4 protein-coding genes and 1 pseudogene are annotated in these 19,535 nt (G+C 45.6%); 2 read left to right on the forward strand and 3 right to left on the reverse strand.

Features of this window, described 5'->3' with window-relative positions; all coding sequences use genetic code 11:
• Together Xsto_RS07790 and rtxH are read right to left on the reverse strand one after the other, a co-directional pair.
• Positions 1 to 2,193 (reverse strand): annotated as a pseudogene (locus Xsto_RS07790) (MARTX multifunctional-autoprocessing repeats-in-toxin holotoxin RtxA); the annotation flags it as partial.
• Positions 2,194 to 2,328: 135 nt separating this feature from the next.
• Positions 2,329 to 2,649, reverse strand: coding sequence for a protein RtxH (gene rtxH, locus Xsto_RS07795; RefSeq protein WP_099124693.1), 321 nt, complete (start codon positions 2,647 to 2,649; stop codon positions 2,329 to 2,331).
• A gap of 1,121 nt (positions 2,650 to 3,770) precedes the next feature.
• Here rtxH and Xsto_RS07800 point away from each other — a divergent pair.
• Positions 3,771 to 5,195 (forward strand): porin family protein, encoded by a 1,425-nt coding sequence (locus tag Xsto_RS07800; protein ID WP_099124694.1) that lies wholly within the window; start codon positions 3,771 to 3,773, stop codon positions 5,193 to 5,195.
• Positions 5,196 to 5,470: 275 nt separating this feature from the next.
• Complete coding sequence (locus tag Xsto_RS07805; RefSeq protein WP_099124695.1) at positions 5,471 to 6,331, forward strand: hypothetical protein; 861 nt, start codon at positions 5,471 to 5,473, stop codon at positions 6,329 to 6,331.
• Positions 6,332 to 6,668: 337 nt separating this feature from the next.
• Here the strand turns inward: Xsto_RS07805 and rtxA are convergent, their stop codons facing one another.
• Positions 6,669 to 19,514 (reverse strand): MARTX multifunctional-autoprocessing repeats-in-toxin holotoxin RtxA, encoded by a 12,846-nt coding sequence (gene rtxA, locus Xsto_RS07810; protein ID WP_099124696.1) that lies wholly within the window; start codon positions 19,512 to 19,514, stop codon positions 6,669 to 6,671.
• Between the last annotated feature and the right edge of the window lie 21 nt (positions 19,515 to 19,535).

Below are 19,535 nucleotides of genomic sequence, written 5' to 3' on the forward strand. Positions count from 1 at the left end.
AAGGCTTTCACCATTCCCTACTTTGGTGGCAAGGTTGCCTTTCGCCACCATCAGGGCAACACTCAGGCCATCTCCTACATGAGTGAACACATTACCCAGCGCCACCATCAGCGCCAGCGCATTGCCGTTACCCACTTTGGTAAAGACATTGCCACCACCAGCCATCATTGCGCAGACTTCACCGTCCCCGATATGGGTAAAAATATTACCGGCAGCGAGCATGGCGGCAATGGTTTCGCCGTCTCCCACTTTGGTAAAGACGTTACCGACAGCGCCCATCGTACCCAGCGTTCTGCCGTTACCCACATGGGTCAGAACATTGCCCAGCCCCAGCATGATACCGGTGGTTTCTCCGTTACCCACTTTGGTCAGAACATTGGCACCGCCCATCATGACACCGGTTGTTTCGCCATTCCCGAGATGAGTCAGTACATTTGCACCACCTCCCATCACAGAAAAGACCCGGCCATAACCTTTGCGGGTCAGGACATTAGCGCCACCCAAAGCGATAACCCGACTATGACTGTCATCGGTTTGCGGTAAATCAGACGGAGACGAATCGGATGTAAGATGAGATGTGCTGATATGGGTAATAACATTAGCGATACCGCCACCGTTGAAATTCAGATGGCCTTTTTTACCTTTCTTGAAAATAACATTTGCCGCACCAGCCCCCCTGAATTCGGTATCACCAATTTCCGAGTTGTGCAGAATAACATTCGCAAGACCCGCCCCTTTAAAGTAAACATTGCCACGGGCCACATTGGATTTAATAACATTTCCCCCTCCCGCGCCTTCGAACCGGACATCACCGCTGCTGTCACTTTTTTTTATATCAGACGTGAATAATGCCTGTTCACGGGCACTGCTCACATCAGCAAGGGTTCCGGATGTTACCCTGACGGTATTGACGCTGTAATGCACATCTCTCAGCGTATAACTGCCTTTACCCAAAGAGGAATAACCGTAATTAGGGCCGATAAATTGATCAGCCATCACTGCCGTTTGATCACCAGCTTTGTACCACGGTGTGGCGATGTATTTCAGCTTCCCGGTTTCAGGATCGTTTTTCAGTTGAACGACCACAACCTTGGTATATTCCCCCAACACACGGGCATACAAATAAGTATTTTCCATCCGATTGGATTTTACCGGTTTTACATCAACCGTTGAGCCATCGGTGGAAATGGCATATCCCCCCATTCGGGCATCTGACAGCGTAATATTTTCTGCCGCGATCTGAACACCGTCAGCATAAGTTACCCACTCATTTTCCGGCAGTTCTTTCTCTATCGCATGTATCGTAAATGCCTGATGATATTCAGCCTTCAGGCCAGACAGGGTATAGGCGTTATCAAGGTTGATAATCTGGAAACCGTTACGTTCGGAGATATCATGTGATGCCAGATTATTAAGGTGATTGCCTTCCTTGAACCACGATGTCGTGAAATATTTCAGTCTGCCGGTTTGCGGATCATTGCTCAGATGGATCTTATTGACTTTGGTTATGTTTCCATCAACAAGTGCAAAGAGGTGGGTATTGGTTTCCCGTGCTGATTTAACGGCGGTGACTTTCTGATGGTTCTGGATCCAGTTGCCTGCCAGCGTTGCCGACATCAGAACCATCTCTTCTGCTTTTGCATAGGCCATACCTTCTCCGCCGAAATTATCATCCGTTCCTTTCCGCGTGATCTGGTTATAGCCGCCCGCTCCCATAAAATGGATATTGCCGTGGGTAACATCTGAGTAGAAATGGTTATAACCGCCAGCGCCGGAAAATGTGATATTGCCATTTTCACCATGACGATTAAGGCTATTGTAAGCGCCCGCGCCTGAATAGTTCAGATGACCGGATCGGCCATTATGCTGGATAACCGCACCACCGGCTGCCCCGGAAAAAACAATATTACCTTCACCTTCTTTTTCGATTTCCGCATACCCGGATGCCCCTGTTACATTCAGGTTACCGCTGGTATCGTTGATTTTCAGGTAGGCTGAACCACCGACTACAGTATCATTGCCTGAACCGGTATAAACCGAGGCCGCAATTGAACCTAACGCGATATGATCATTACCACCATACGCATGAATTTGGCCGCCAAATCCGATAGCAACAATATTATTATCACCATCATCAGCGGTGTAGTTTCCTGTAAAAAAGTATTCAACACTTCGCCAGAACGGTTTTCCCATAGTTCAATCTCTAAATTAAATGCCAGAATTAAAGACAAAAACGCCCAATCACAAAAAGCAACTGGGCGTTGATGTTTATCTCAGTGTTAATAAAACAGGTTAAATTAAAATGATGAAAAAATACTCGACAGCCATTTATTTGCTTTCGGTATTGGAAGGCGTCGTCGTATCAGAAGGCCCTGCAACCTCAGCAGGAACAGCGAGAAAGCCCGCAGTCATTAATTTATTGATTTCAGCTTCCATGCGAGGATCTTCCAGCATATTCTTCACCATAGAAACCAAATACATAAAACCAGAAACAGGCATATGAATAACCTGCTTTAACTCCAGTTCCTGATCGTTTTCAGCTAATACACCATTTGCCATTTTATTAGGCTCTTGCCCGACAAAGTAGAGGGAGAATACGCCTTTGTTATAATTGACGCTGGAAATGGTTTGAACAAATTTTTCAGACATACAACTAAATACCGTTAAATAGGTTTTAAAATGTTTCAATATCAGTTAATAATTAACCACATTTAGTTGTATCAATATTACGCAGAGCCTAACCGGATAAGCTCTATACACAATGGATTTCAAGATGCGTCGCGGCGGCAAGGGAGTAAATCCCCAAGAACATAGATAACTATATGACTGAGGTGAACGAGCGCAGCCAACAAAGAGGCAACTTGAAAGACGAAGTGTATAATTCAATAATTGATAACAACCAGAATAAAGAATGGTGAACTTATCACTTCAAATGAAAATATCTTAAATTTAGATTTAAAATCAACATACGGTAGAGATAAAGTCCGTTTAACCACTATAGTGAGTCCGAATAGCCTCATCCAATAAGAATAACAAACACTCTATTATTTTTGACGATGCTTTCAAACAGCCAACACTGGATGAGTTAGTATCCATAATGGATTTCAGGATGCATCGGCGGTAAGGGAGTTCATTCCCGAAATAACCCGCAAATTTTGTATAAATGCCATGCTAGGCGCGATACCAATGATAGCCCCATAAACTGAACAAACAGTTTCCGTCTGGCGCATCCGTTGTAGTAACAAGTGCAACAACGTAGTTTGACCTGTGAAGACCCGCTTATTTAAAAGAGTAACTATCCCAATCAATTAATCCAACTGCACGGATTACATCCATCACCGAACTCTGATGGCAACTAAAATGTACGCTGTTCTTCCTTCCGGGAATACATCCGAACTATTATGTTCCTGCTCTTATTGAAAAAATCCATATACTTTTGTTCAGATTTACTCTTTGTTTGAAAAAAATTAATTTTAAATTAAGCTTAAAACTATCCCGTTAATTTTAATTAAGCAGGCTAGGATCATTATATGAAATCTAAAGTCATCGTATCCATTTCTTTGATTCTCTCTGTAGTAGCTTATTTTAAAAGAAGGGAGGATAAGGCCGCAATTCGGCAGTTATTTCTCTGATGGTCAATCCTTTTTTCTGGATTTGATTAACCGGAAAATGACAGTATTAGCGGCATTGTAGATGCTGTACATAACTACAATTAAGGCAAAGGTCATTTGGTTACCCTTTAACATGCTATCATTGCCAATGAAAACCCTATGAAAAAAATAAAAGCTATCCTTATAACTGCTGTTACCACCCTGTTTATGCCTATAAGCCATGTCGTAATAGCCGAAGAAACAAAACCTCAAGAAGTAATAAAAAACCCGAATGTATATACGGAAGATGAAATATTAAGGCAACCCAGATTACTTGAAAATGCAATTGTCTCTTTTATTTATGAACAAAATGATAACCTTGAAAAATTACTTAATCTTTACAAAAGATCGCACAGTCAAGACCCCTACCTGATCCTTTGGGCTGAGGCGAAAATTCTCATGAAAAAAAGAGAATATCAGGAGGCTATCAATAAGCTAGAACAATTTGTCAAAAAGTATGATAACCCAACTGCCAAATTTGATTTGGCCATACTTTACTTACTCAATAAACGATACAATGAATCCGAAAAAGTTTTCAACGACTTATTACTATTAACCCGTAATGAACAGGAAAAGAAAATTTTAAATGATTATATAAAATATATCGAAAAGAGAAAAGAAGTTAAATTTGATATGGGTTTCTCCTTCAAAAGAGATTCAAATATCACAAGAATCACTGACAAAGGAACATATGGGCTTCACTACGACAATAAAAGGAAAAAAGATGTGGGTTTTTCCTACAGCCCAAGTATGAGCAAAAAATATTTCTTTGATTCTGGCTTATTCTCTGAATTTGACATTGATGTTTATGGAATTAACTATCTGAAAGAAAAAAGATTTAATCAACTCCACACCAGAATAGGCAATAAATTCGGATTTGAAGATTATTCAAATTATTTATACTTCAAACCTTTTTATATGAAAGCATTTTATGGTGGTGGAGGTGCATCTAAAGATGCAAGTTTAAAACCTTATTATGACTCAATTGGATTTAACCTGTTTAAGTTATCGAGTTTAAATGATAACTTCAAATATACTATCTTTTATGAAAACAGAAATGATTATTATAACAAGAGAAAAGAACTTAACGGAGACGTTAATTTCGTTAGCAGCTCATTAATCTTTATACCTTTTAATGATTTATATATGTCATTATCCGGGAGCTATGGCATAACAGACAGAAAATCTAAAAGAGATAGTCATCATGACAAGGGGGCTGGTCTTCTAATCAGAAAACTGTTTTTAGATGATTATTTAGTAGAGTTAAGCTATCGAAGGATGAAAACAAACTACCAAGGTTATAATAGCTTTAATATAATAAATCCTAATCCTCCATACACTATAAACAACCCTAAGTTTTTTATACATAAATTCAAAAGAAAAGATGTTACTGATTCCATTTCTATTTCACTCTCAAATGAAAATATCAATTTATTTGGTATTTACCCAACCCTTACTTTTTCTTATATAAAAAACAAAAGCAATCATTCTCTTTATTCCTATAATGAAAAAGATATTTTTGTTGATTTCAGGAGTAATTTTTAATGGTTTAACTGAACAGAGGGGGTTAGATAGAGACACGTTGACTTAAAATGAACAACCATTGTCATCAATATATACTCCAGTCATGCGTTATCATTGTGTGAACGGGGTGAAACCCCCTACAGTCAATATGGAACAAAGTTTCCCATCTCTAATATCTACTTGTTTTAATTTGAAAAATTAATTACTTCTAAAATTTGAAAAAAAAAATATTTAACTTAAACTTAATCTCAACAGTATCTCCTTAGTTTTTCTAAAAAACAGATTGGAGTCATTATATGAACGCAAAGTCTAAAATATTTTTAGCTCTCGCTCTGGTTCTTTCTGTTACAGCCTGCTCTAAAGGAGGGGGATCCCATGCTATTACCCTTCCTGAACACAATAAACCACCTAAACCAATTATAGACGTGATACCGCCAAAAACGGATAGCAACACCTACTTAGCTTATAAACCGGAAAAAGATCCTCAAGGTGGAATAAATCAGACCGTTGGGAATAATGTGTGGACTGCCTTTTCTGGTCAATATGGTATGAATGAAGGCGATGGCACGATATGGACACACAACCTGAAGCCGTCCGCGGATTACGATTATATTCAATTTGGTGATGTGAGTACTGATTATACCAGTATAAGAATAGACCCCAAGAAGCCCAATGATAAGTTATTTATAAATGCAAGTAATAACGCAATGATAGGTATTCATGATGATAAGATATTCATAGCGACCCCCTGGAATCACCTCAGGAGCCCCCATTCGGTTCAACCTAATATTCCGTATCGTTATGAAGGCCCTATAGTATTCCATTCGGGTGGCAAAGTTCGCCAAGATTTAACCATGAATTTAAACATAACATACGGAAAATATGACGATGCCCTACCAGGTGAGTTACAAGCCATCATTCATGATAGTAATGGGAATGACGTAGCTCGCTTAGACGAACATTACGATAATATGGGAAACAATTATATATTTCCCTCAAAAAATTCTTTTTTGGCCCATGGTAACTACAGTTTTTTAAACGGTCAGAAAATGGTATGGGCGTATACTGATAAAGACGCTAGCGGTATAACTGGAATACTTGGTCAGGTAGATAACCCTGATCAGTTCGGTGTTTTCATTGCTGATAAGAAGCAGTAGCCTCAGTAAGGTCAATAAAAATGGCTCACTAATGTGAGCCATTTAATTAAATAACCATATATCTACCTAAATACTGGTTTATACACTTCGTCTTTCAAGTTGCCTCTTTGTTGGCTGCGTTCATTCATTCCACCAGTCACCGTTTTTATAAACATACGGTTATCTATGCTCCTGGGGATTTACTTCCTTGTCGCCGTGACGCATCTTGAAATTCATTGTGTATATATTTTCCCTATTTCGCATAGGGCTTTATTTTTCTGACCAGCAAAGCGTGATTAATTGCCGATGCTATCTGGCGGGTAAGCAAAACACCAGAACAATAAAATACTGCCAATCATCAGGTTAACTTAGATTTCCCGCTTGTTGTGTCTGCCCAGGCCGCGATAATGGTTGATTTTGTCTGGCTATCCAGCAAATCAATAAAACCACTGTCACCCATTTCAGGTGCAAACCCGCTCATAGCCTGTACTAATGTATCCACCGCTCTGGCTGAGAGGGCGGTATATTCGCACTCACCCTGAGTATCTTTATTCCCCATCCGGGTAATAATATCCGCACGGTTACCATTAAAGTAATCAGTGAAAGTCACAGACCCCAACGCTTCAAACTGCCCTTGTCCCGATGTATCGTGAATATTGCGATTAGTCAGCAATACCAGATCATAGCCGCTGCGCTGGAGCCACAGATTCTGCCAGTTGATATTGTTGAAAATAATCCTGTCACCCAGTTTGATATCTTCAACGATGTTATCAATCACATCACCACTGACGACAAAACTATTGACTCCAGAACCACCTTTGAAGTGATTCTGATAGCCTCCCAACACCAGCAGATTATTACCTTCACCGCCATTAAACCGGCTGAATTTAGAAACCACGCCTGCAATCAGGTGATCATTACCAGCCCCACCGTTAATCACTGCGTGATAACCCATCAGCTTAATAGCATTATTGCCTGCGTTGCCATCTATCCGGTTATAGTTGCCAAATACGGTTGCAAAATCATCACCTTCGCCCAGTTCGACCTGATTGTGATTACCGATGGTGACGACATAATCCTGATCTTCACCTGCATCAATATGGTTGAAATTACCGGAAGCTACGATGTAGTCACGTCCTTTACCACCTTCAATCACGCCACCTTCACCAAAGGCAAAGACCTGATCATCGCCATCTCCCATATAGGCGTAATTAATGTGCCCGGCCAGCACAGCAACATCATTGCCTGCCCCCCCAAACATCATATTTTCACGCCCCATCAGAACCCCGAGGTCATTACCTTCTCCGCCAGCGAAGATGTTGGAGGTTCCTACCGAGTAAAAGACATCATCACCACGGCCACCCCAGAAGTTATTGTTATCTCCCAGATACGCCCCCAGATCCTTGCCATCACCACCCCAGTTAAAATTGTAGTTACCGAGGGAAACGTGAATATCACCATCACCTTGCAGATGCCCACTGTTACGTAGAAAATCAAACGTTTTATCCTGCATGTTCAGCAGGTCTGCCGTCAGGTTTTCTTTCAGATTACTCACCAGTGATTGCATTTCTGTCTGTTTATCCTGACTGAACAGCGTCGCAAACAGGTTTGGCAGGTTCAGGGCATTAAATCCGAATGCGCGTTCCGGCTGCTCACTTTCAGTTTGCTCTGTAGGTTTATCTTCTTCATTCAGGGATATTTTATCTTCTGAAGTTTCATCAGGGGCTTTCGCTTTCAGCCCGTGACTTTCGGCAAAGGAGTTAATGCCATCAGTACCGGTGTTCAACCCCGCTTTCAGGCCATCAAGTAACTTTTGCGGATCAGTAAATGATTTCAGTTGCTCACCGCTGAATTCGCCAATGATTTCCAGCATTTCCTGCATGATGGCAACACCATCCACTGGCTGGCCGCTGCGGGAAACAATACGTCCGTCCGGTGTGTAATCAACGCCAAAAATATCCGCCAGCGTGGTATCTGCACTGACACCGGCCAGATTTCCCAACAGTTTATTTTTAATCTGACGCGGCAAATCAGTCGGGCTGAATGTAAACGTGGTTTTTGCCATGCCTGTGGCGGTGTATTCCTGCGTCATCAGGCCAAACACTGAACCCAGATTGGTATCCAATATCGACTGAATGTTGTCACCGAACATGAAATTCCAGTTACCGGTTGTCACCTGAATATCCGCACCCTGCCCGCCAACGGCAAAGTTAAAGGCCAGTTTCTCATTCGCCTGACGGAATTTATCCGCCCGACTAAGTTGGCTCAGTTCAGGTTTATTACCTTCTCCTCCCAGCCACTGGTTGTATTTCTTATTCAGCGTGTTTTCGAGATCATTTTTCAGCCCACGGCTGCTGCGCTCATTCTCTGTGTTAAGTTCCGTCAGAGTTTCATATTTGACACTACTGGTCAGATCAAGACCGGATAAATCACTGACGTATTTCTTCGCGCCCTCCAGTGTCCATTGTTGATCCTGCGCCGTCAGCCAGTCTGATGAACCAAACAGGCCACCCGGACTTTGTGCTGCACCGTTTTGTGATGAAATACTCTGCAATACCCCGGAAATACGGGCTGCGCCATCAAATGGATTGATTAATGGCGGAGTCGGAATGGATTTTTCCAGCATTACAATCAGATCATTGCTGCGCCCCAGATTGAAACTGATGTTACGGTTCCCCACAAACAGTTGTGCGCCTTCAATTGCCTGATAACCGGCGATATCAACACTGTGCTTACTGTCTCCGTCCCCGATGTGAACCATCACATTGTTATCACCGAAAGCCAGCGATTTGAAACCACCGTTACCCACCTTGATCCCAACATTCGTGGTTCCCCAGTTAATGGCGGTAAATTCACCTTCACCAACCTGTACCTGAATATTGCCGGAATAACTCAGATGACGGTCAGAAGCCGTCTCATTCGGAGCATTGCTATTCGGAGCACTATCATTCTCTTTTTCACGCTGTTCAGGCGCATGGAATGTCTCGGTATTTTCAGCGATTGCCCCTTTCGCTTCGGCTTCAGCACCGGAGTGACCCACAAGAGACAGAGCAATATCATTTTCAGAGATACCACGGCGGATATGTTCAGAATATGACTCCAGTTCACCTTTGTCATTCCAGCCCAACACAATCTTGTTGTCCACCAGCTTGTGAACCCACTGTTCCTGAGCATCCCGTGTATGTTTGCGACCGGTACTGTCCACCGCAACTTCGCTGCTACGGGCTGATACCGTAGTACGCAATCCCTGATCGTCAAGTGCTGAAATAAAGCGACGGGCAAAACCATCACGTTTGTCATCACCAATCAATGAGCAACCAACAAGGCTGATATGTTCAGGGATTCCTGCCTGTCTGAAGTCTGCGCTGAACTGTTTCAGTTTCAACGCCAGCTCATCCGCACTGTATCCTCCCATACGGGTCAGGTTATGGGCTGATTCATCACGCCCGTGCCCGACTATCTGCCAGCGTAATTTACCGGAAAGCTGAGCCGGATCGCCGTAAACCACACGATACTGACCGTTGGCATCAAGCTGTACAATAACACTGGTATCAGGGTGTTTCCCTGCCAGACTCGCAGCGGCTTGCAAAGCAACAGGATCGTTTTCTGTCTGAATAATAACCTGACTGTTAAAGCGGCTTTCTCCGCCTTCAGCATGAGGTTTAACCGCAACTTTCTCCCATGTTTCAACATCCTGATTATTAACCACACGTTCAACAGCTTCTGGCGTATTATCTTTAAGCGGTTTTTTCACCTCATTGATAGTTATATCGATATGATCTTTTGCCGGAAGCAGACCTGATACAATCTGTTCAGCATACTGGTTCATTAACCGGTTGCTGGCTGTATGATCATAGATAGTCTGTTCACCCGATACCTGATAACCCCCTGCGACCAGTTTAGTACGGAGTTTTTCACCCGCGTCACCCAGCCCTTCGTTATCAGTCAGCAACATGATTGGTGTCTGTTTCGAAATACCCTGTAGATTTTTCTCAACTGAGAATTGACCATTCACCGCTTTTGCCAGCACACCCGTGATGCCTGCCGGGTTTGGTACTTCATGGGCGGTTATCGCTTTGGTCATGCTTGGCATTGGGCGATCCAGCAGTAAACCGGATACCGGCTGACCATGATGTTCTGCATAACGGGCAAGATCGGCTGCAACCGCGCCCCCCATTGAATAACCATGTATGATGATATTTTCTGGTTTGATACCACGATCATTAACCAGATAATGGAACATCGTACGGGCATCCTGATATAACCCCTTTTCATTCGGGCTACCATCGCTGGAGCCGTAGCCACGCATGTTCACTGCCAGTAAATCAATACCTTGCTTCTGGTAATGATTCTGAATAGCACCAGACTGCTCTTCCGTTGATGAACCGGAACCATGAATGAAAAGAACCACTTTTCTGGATGGATTCTGGTTAGTGGCTGTATCATTTCCTTGCTCAGCCTGCCCTTGATCAGATACGTGATAATAACCTGTCAGACGTCCGGCATCTCCGCGTAGCGTGACTTTTTCCGCTGTGCCGCTTTCCACTGCATAATCCAGCAGGATTTGCGTATCTTCATTGATATTGCGACGGGCATCTTTGGCACCGAAAAGTTCATGATTCAGGAAACGTTTTACCGGGTTAAAAGGTTCCTGATCCTGTGGTGGTGTGCCATCATTCTCAATAGCCACCTTTTCCACTCTTTTCGCTTCCACGATTTCCGGTATCCGGCTCTTGTCGTTACCTTCGGCCTGATCTGCCAGCTCCTCGCCAATGCGACGGTTTTGCTTCCTGCCTGTACTTTCTGCCAGTGCTGCCTGTGATTCCTGTAGAGCCTGCGCATAATTGAACAGCTCGGTTGGCGTCCAGACGCCAAAATGAGGTTGCCATTTATGCCCGATAACCTGATCCGCACCGCCTGCTTTAAGCACTTTGGCAACAATACTTGAGCAGTTACCGGTCAACAGTTGGTAACGGGCGTCAGGGTTCTGGCTGATTTTATGCCATTCAGCCTGCATTGCGGCCACATCCAGCCCCGCCAGATTAATGCGGAAAACACGCCCCTGCTCCGGTTCGCTGGCCTTGAAATCCTGAATATTGCTCAGTTCACGTTCGGCAAACTGGTGGATCACATTAGCCACGCGTTCTTCAATCAGTTCTGGAGTCTGCTGTTTTGCGGCTGTCCGCAATGCCTCAGCAAAGTTTTTACCCACTTCCAGCATATCTATGCTGCCGTCTTCCCATTGCAGCATGAACGGGCGGGAGATATCTTCCGGTATACCGGCAGATTTCAGCAGGTTAGGATTAGCAAGGGCTGCCATCGCAAAACCTTCGCTGATCTCTTCAAATCTTGCATCAACGCCTTTTGCGGCCTGTAATTTTTCAATAAACCGCTCCAGCTTACGAGAGCCATCGTGCAGGCCGAAATTGTCTTTCTCCTCTGAAGCAACATCCAGCTCCAGCGCATCATTTTGTCCTGCCGGCTGGCTGAGATCGCGCCAGCGCAGTTTTACATCCGGATGCTCTGCGGTGGAAACATCAAAAATACGGCGGACACTGGTCGATTTACCGCCTTTCGGCCACCAGCTGACATAGTGTTTTTCGTTGAACTCGGCGGCATTTTCAGCCGTGATTTCCATACGCCCGTGCCCGATTTGCAGGGCTGCATGCCCCAATCGGCTGTGATCGCTGGGTTTCCAGATAAACAGTGTGGCACTGACCGGAGACAATTGCTGTTCAATGGCCTTGTGAATTTTTTTCAGGCCGGAAATATCAAGCCCTTTACCGTCTTTCGCCAAATCACGGGGATGCAGATTGGTGAAAACCGTTTCCGCGACTGACTGACCATACTCTTTAGCAACCGAGGTTTTAACCTGCTCAAGCGCTTTTTCCGCCCATTCCGTTTTCACCACCGTCTGAATATTGGATTTTCCACGGGTAACGAAATTCCCCTGTTCATCAATATAAAGATGTTTGGATTCTTTCAGGCTGGCATTGCTCAGTTTATTGTACAGATCACTGAAACTGCCTTTCGCGGTGCTTTCTACAGCGGATTCAGCAATCGTCAGTGTTTCGTTCAGGCGCACCTGAATTTGTGATAACAGATTTTTCAGTGCCGGAGCCCGTTCTGAATCAGGATGCCCCAGCAGGTAGCCTTCCACCTGTTGACGCAGACCAGAAAGCTTTTCAATCGCTTCCAGATCATAATCCCTGCTGTTTTTCAGCTCTTTTTCATAACCTGCGAGTGCATCCAGTACGCGCTGATAGCTGTCTCCCCGGATCTTACCTTTAACGTATGCCGCTGCCTGCAACTCATCAGCAGACATCAGCTCAGTTTTCGGCTTATAGTGCCAGCTACCGTCCGTTTTTTCAGCCAGAATACGGGTGCGACCGTTATCATGGGAAACAACACGGTCTTCTACCAGATACAGCGTATCAGGCAGTTGTTGGTAGTTGTCATAATTGGCGAGGATAAAACGTTCAATCGCTTTGACCTGCTCGGTATTATCCGTGTCTTCCACAATAATGCTTTTGAAACCGGTCACTTCAGAGCCATCGCTGTTCCTGCCCGGCCACGGGCGGATTTCAAAACCATCGTAATCATCCGATTCACGCACCAGCAGATTACGCTCAGTACGCAACCCGTAGAATGGCAGTGCCTGATTCAGCAGCGTGTCGATGGCACTGGTTTTGATGTCCAGATCAATCAGGGTATCCGGCTTATAACCCGTAGGATTCTGAGCCAGCAGCCTTTCCTGTTCTTCAAAGCTGAGTGAATCAAAACGTGCTTTGACAGAAACACCGGAATCCGTCAGCCTGCGCCCGATATTTTCCGGTAATACGCCCTGATATTCTTTGGCTGCTTTGTCCAGCAGACGAATTTCCCCGACCAGCCCTTCACGCTGCAACTGGCGCAATACCGGCAGTTCAACATTCCAGAAATAGTTACCCAGACGCAGGCCACCTTCTGCGATGACATAAACATCATCACGTGAACCGGTTGCGTACAGGGAACTCCAGAAACCGGTATTACTCCGTGCCGATGCGTTAATCACCGATTTCAGCGCATTCTGCTCAGCAACATCCGGGTCAAGGAATATTCCTCCCCAGCGCATCAGGGTTTTGTTGAGTTCAATGGCAAATGAATTGCCTTTTACATCAATATCGTAAACCACCTTTTTGCCATCCGTCTGGGCAGCATCGAGAATATTACGGTACTGTTTGAAATTTCTGCCTGACCAGAACGAGACAATGCTTTTATCGCCATGCACAGGCTCAAAACTATAACCATAATGTTCCAGCCTTGAGACGAATTCGACCCGCTTATCCCAGTTATAATCAATGGTGGCATCAACGAACAGTTTTGCCAGCGAGGTTCTCTGTTCTTTCGGGATGCTGTTTTCCGTGCCATTCAGGTAGCCTTCAACAAAAGTCACCATTTTTTGTCTGAGCGCATCGGGAATATCTGCATCCACACGTTCGAAACCCGGCACCGGAATATAATTTTCAGTTGCGAGGTTATTATCGCTATCCAGCCACTGATAAATATTAGCGACTTTCTGTGCCCTGAGTGCTGCACCGGAATTTTCTGGCGTATCAGTTTGTTCTGGCTGGCTTTTGCCTGCGCCCAGTGCATTCAGCCCACTGAGATCCAGACCGGAAACGGATAGCTCTCTTCTGACAGGCACGGTTGGTGTTTCATCCGTACTGACAGTAGATAATGGCTTATCGACAGACGGCTGCACGATTTCTGTATTATCGGCGTTCGGGGTTATATGCTGCTTTCTTGCTCGTATGCCCGCATTAATCTGCAAACGATCCAATGCTGCTTTTGCATTATCCAGCTCGCCCAGATCTTCTTCCAGATATTGCAGTTCCGGAGCAAATTCGTTTTCTGCCTGAACAACAGATTCAGCATCGATAAAGGAGTGCGTTTTTCCGGCCTGATTTTCAGCCTGCTTTTTAGTATCAGCATCGGCAGGGATCTGTCCTGACAACCCGCTTCCCATCGCTTTTTCACGGTTCGGTAGTTTGTTGCTATCAAGTTTTGCCGCTTTGGCATCTGACTGCACCTGCGCTGTTTTTATCTCTGCCGCAGATACGGCATGCTGACCACGTTGTTCCGCCTTCTCAGCAGCGGATTTCCCGTCACGGCCCGCCTTCTCAGCCTGCTGCTGATGAGCAATAGCCTCCTGCTCCCTGAATTCAATATCAGCACGAGCATCGTCAATCTTCTGCATGGCGTGCTGACGATCCTGCTCTCCTTTATCAGCACCTGATTCAGATTTAGCAACAGCGTCTTTAACCTCTCCCAGACGCTCCGCTGAGGCCTGCTGAGAATGTTCCAGCTGCTGTTGTGCCGTCTCTTTTGCACTGTCGAGCTGAGTCTGAATGTTACCTAATAAACCATCGGCATACTGTTCACGCCACTGCTGACCGGATTGCCCATGATGCGTAGAGTAATCATTCAGCGCTTCCAGCCCTTTGGTTTTTGCTATCAACTCTTGTGTAATCGACTTGGCTTCATTCTTGATGGCTTCACGCTGTGACTGACCATTGGCATTCAGCGCCGTCAGATCGGTATTTTCCAGTTGAGTCTGAGTACCGGAAATTGCCGCCAGTTGTTTCTCTTTTTCCAGTGCCAGCCGCTGGCGATCCGATTCTGCTTTCTCCTTGTCCTGCAAGGCATTTGTGGCTGCCTGATCCTGCTCCACGTAATCAGCAATATCTTTGTCTGACCACTCAGAACGGGCAACAACATTATCCAGCACAAAACCTAAGCCATCGCTGACACCAGTACCGGCAAATTCGAGACGGTTACTGCCTGCTTGTGCGGTGAGGTTTAATGTTTTATTTTTCCATTCCGCTTTACCGGTATCATCTGCCCAAATGGAAAAAACCAGTTCCCCGTTCCAGAGTACATCTATGCCATTATCGTCAGAAAGACCGGCACGCATGGCGTAATCAAAACTGACGCTGATAGGCTCTCCCTCAGCCAGTCCGTTGATATCCTGATAAATACGGGTGTTGATATCTACATCAAGTTCACTGACCCGCTCACCATGCCCCTCTTTGCTTAAACCATAAGATGCAGCGGAAGTGTGAGCTTCAATCCCGTTAGTGGAATGCCAACCCGCAGAACCTTGCTCAAAATCACCATTAACAATCAGATTACCAGCCTGACGTTTTTCATGGCTGAGACTACGCTGCATTGCCTCAGTATCCGGTGTATCCACCTCCGACACCGTACCTTGCAGGCTCTCACTCAGATCAGAAGTGACTTCATCCACTTCTGTCAGTCTGAAGCCCTCCAGTGAGGAAACTTCAGGTAGATCAATGGCTCCGCGCCCTTTGTGGGTTCCTGATGTGTTGGCCTCATCGCCATTTACCAGATAGCTGATGCCCTGACTGCCTGCTGAACCAAGCAATGTCTGTTTGACGTTATCAAACAGTGCGCCCAGTTTGTTACTCTGGGTATTGCTGGTTGCCACCGCCAGACTATAAAAATCACCATTACCAACCTGAACAGCGACGTTATTCCGTGCGTAAGAGGCGTTGATGTTCAGACCGTCACCCACACGGATATTGGCATTGCCTGTGCCTTTCATGACAGAGATATTCAGGCCATCACCCACGCGGGTATTAACGTTGTATTTACCCCATGCCACGTTGACAGAGACACCATCACCCACTTTGGTATTAACATTCAGATCACCATGAACAGCGGTGACACTCAAACCATCACCCACGGTTGTGGTGATATTGCCTTTACCTTTGGCGACGGTTGCCTGAATACCGTCACCCACTTTGGTGACAACGTTACCCTGACTCCATAATGCGTTGAAGCTGTCCCCTTCACCGACCTGAGTCACGATATTGGCATCACCTTTAGCCAGTACAACATTGCGTCCATCACCGACTTTAGTAATGACATTCGCTTTGCCCCACAAACCGGTGTAATCATCACCATTGCCGATATGGGTAATAATATTGGCCTGCCCCTGAACAACGGTAATTTCCTGACCATCACCCACTTTAGTGATGACGTTCGCTTCTCCTTTGGCGAAGTTGTAGCGATCTCCGTCACCATAATGCGTCAGGATATTGGCTTTACCCCAGACCGCATTCACGCCTGTACCGTCACCCACTTTAGTGATGATGTTGGCTTCGCCTTTGGCAAACCCGATCGTGTCACCATCACCAATGTGAGTCATGATGTTACCGATTTTGGAAACCAGCAGGCCAACAGCGGTTCCGTCACCCACTTTGGTCAGAATATTCCCTTTACCGTTCAGCAGGGCGGCTGTTGTGCCTTCCCCGATATGGGTTATTACATTGGCCTCTGAGGACGCGACAACGCCCATAAAGTCATTACCGACTTTGGTCACGATATTTGCTTTACCCAGCGCCAGTACACCCGTCATACCATCGCCGACGTGAGTCATGATATTGGCCTTGCCAAACATCGCTGCCAGAGTTGTGCCATCACCGACTTTGGTCATGATGTTAGCTGTACCGGCAAACAAACCGATGCTGGTGCCTTCTCCGACATGGGTATAAATATTCGCCTTGCCTATCATTAATGCCGCAGTCAAATCATTACCGACTTTGGTCAGAATGTTGGCTCCGCCAATCATGGCTGCAAAAGTGGAACCATGACCGATTTGTGTAAAGATATTCCCTTTGCCAATCATCGCAGCAAGTGCATCACCGTTACCGGCTTTAGTCGCAATGTTACCTTTGGCGATCATCAGAGCAATACTCATACCATCACCGATATGGGTGAATACGTTGCCGAATGACAGCATCAGTGCCAGCGCATCACCATTCCCCACTTTAGTGAAGATATTGCCGCCACCCGCCATCAGTGCATACGCATTACCCTCTCCGACATGGGTAAAAATATTGCCGAAAGCAAGCATTGCGGCAATGGTTTCGCCATCACCAACTTTAGTGAAGATATTTCCTGCTCCCGCCATCACGCCCAGAGTTTGCCCGTCACCGACATGAGTCAGAACATTGCCCAGCCCCAGCATGATACCGGTGGTATCTCCGTTACCCACTTTGGTCAGGATATTCGCGCCACCCAACAAAATGCCGGAAGTACTTCCATCCCCGACATGAGTCAGAACATTCGCACCGCCGCCCATCACAGACAGCAGATCACCCTTGCCTTTTTTGGTCAGAACGTTCGCACCGCCCAGAGCAATGACTTTCGTACTATCCGATTTTGTCGCCTCTGAGCGATGGCTGATATGGGTAATAATATTCGCGCCACCCAGCATGCCGGATTCAAGAGAGCCTCCGCCAATCTTGGTCAGAATATTGGCGCCTCCGGCCAGAATGGCAGACACTTTTCCCTGCCCCATCTGCGTCAGAACGTTAGCACCGCCAACACCCGACCAAACCGCATCACCATGACCAATCTGAGTATGAGTATTGAAACCACCGCCCATTGAGACGCGGCTGTTACCATTTCCTTTATGGATAGAAATGTTACCGACAGCCAGAAGATGGGCAAGATAACGCCCGTCACCGACACGAACCAGCACGTTAGCTGCACCACCGGCATTGACTTCCATATCCCCGCGCTTCCCTTGGTGAAGAAGCACGTTGGCAATTCCGGCACCATTAAATTTCAGGTTGCCTTCCTTGCCTTTTTTGATGATGACGTTTGCACCACCGGCACCGTTAAATTCCGTATCACCGAATGCAGATGTATGTTCAATAACATTGGCAATACCTGCGCCACTGAAATAGACATTACCCTTTGTAACATTGGATTTGATAACGTTACCGCCACCAGCACCTTCAAAACGGACATCACCTGAAGTTTCACGACGCTCAGTCACCGGAAACAGTGACTGATCACTGTATTCGTGTGTGCTGGCAACACGCTCTGTGGTTGTCTGTACTATTCTGGCGCTGTAATGGAGATCACTCAGTGAATAACCTCCGGTTCCCATCGGGCTATAACCGGAACTTTCTGAGATGATTTTATCTGCCAGATTGACCGTATGGTCGCCTTCCTTATACCAAGGGCGGGCAATATATTGCAGTATTCCGGTTTCAGGATGGTTTCTTAACTCAACCACAACGATTTTGGTGTAAACACCCAGTTTTTTGGCATACACATAGGTGTTTGGCATGCGATGGGATTTAACAGCTTTGACATCAACTTTAGTGCCATCCTGATACACCGCATAGCCGCCCATTTTGGCATCGGATAAAATGACATCCGCAGCCTTAATACGCACACCACTGCCATACGTCATCCATTCGTTTTCTGTCAGCTTTTGTTCTACTGCCTGAATCGTAGTGGATTGCTGATGTTCTACAACCAGATTTGACAGGGTATAGGCACCGTCAATCCCCACATCCACAAAACCGTTCTGCGCAGAGATATCCTGTTTTTCAAGCCCCTGAAGGTGATGACCCTCTTTATACCAGGCGGTAGAGTGGTAGGTCAGTTTTCCGGTTGCGGGATCATTGCGAAGCTGGATTTTATGAATTTTGGTGTAAGTGCTGTCAGCAAAGGCAAACAGATAAGTGTTCGGCTCCCGTGTTGACTTAATGCCTGACACCTGATTATCGCTGCCAATCCATGACCCATTCATGGTCGCACTTTTCAGGATAATCTCTTTGGCATCAGCGTACTCTATGCCTTCGCCGCTCAAATCACTGTCAGCGCCTTTACGGATAATCCGGTTATATGCGCCCGCTCCGGCAAAGTGGATATTCCCCTGTTCGACATCGGAGTACAGGCTGTTATAACCACCAGCTCCCTTAAAGCTGATATCACCTTTTACACCTTTACGGGTGATCCCGTTATAACCGGAAACCCCCGCGTAGTTGATAGCACCGTTATCACCGGTGTGATTGATATTCAGCCCACCAGCAGCACCGGCAAACTCTATCGTACCGTTATGTGTTTTATTAATGGCGGTATACCCTGATCCGCCTTTGACCGTCAGGGAGCCACTGGTATCATTGATGTTCAGATAACCGGCACCACCGACAACCGTATCATGCCCCCATGTTGTATTGACTGTGGCGCCGATTGACCCGACGACAATATAGTCATTACCACCATAAGCATTAATGACGCCACCAACGCCTATCGCGTGTATTGTGTTACCGTCATTATCATCCTCATATCTACCGGTAAAGAAGTATTCCGTACTTCGGTTAGATGATTTCCCCATAAATATTCCTGGTGTTGGGCA

Origin of the sequence: Xenorhabdus stockiae (assembly GCF_002632825.1) — a bacterium.
Classification (GTDB): domain Bacteria; phylum Pseudomonadota; class Gammaproteobacteria; order Enterobacterales; family Enterobacteriaceae; genus Xenorhabdus; species Xenorhabdus stockiae.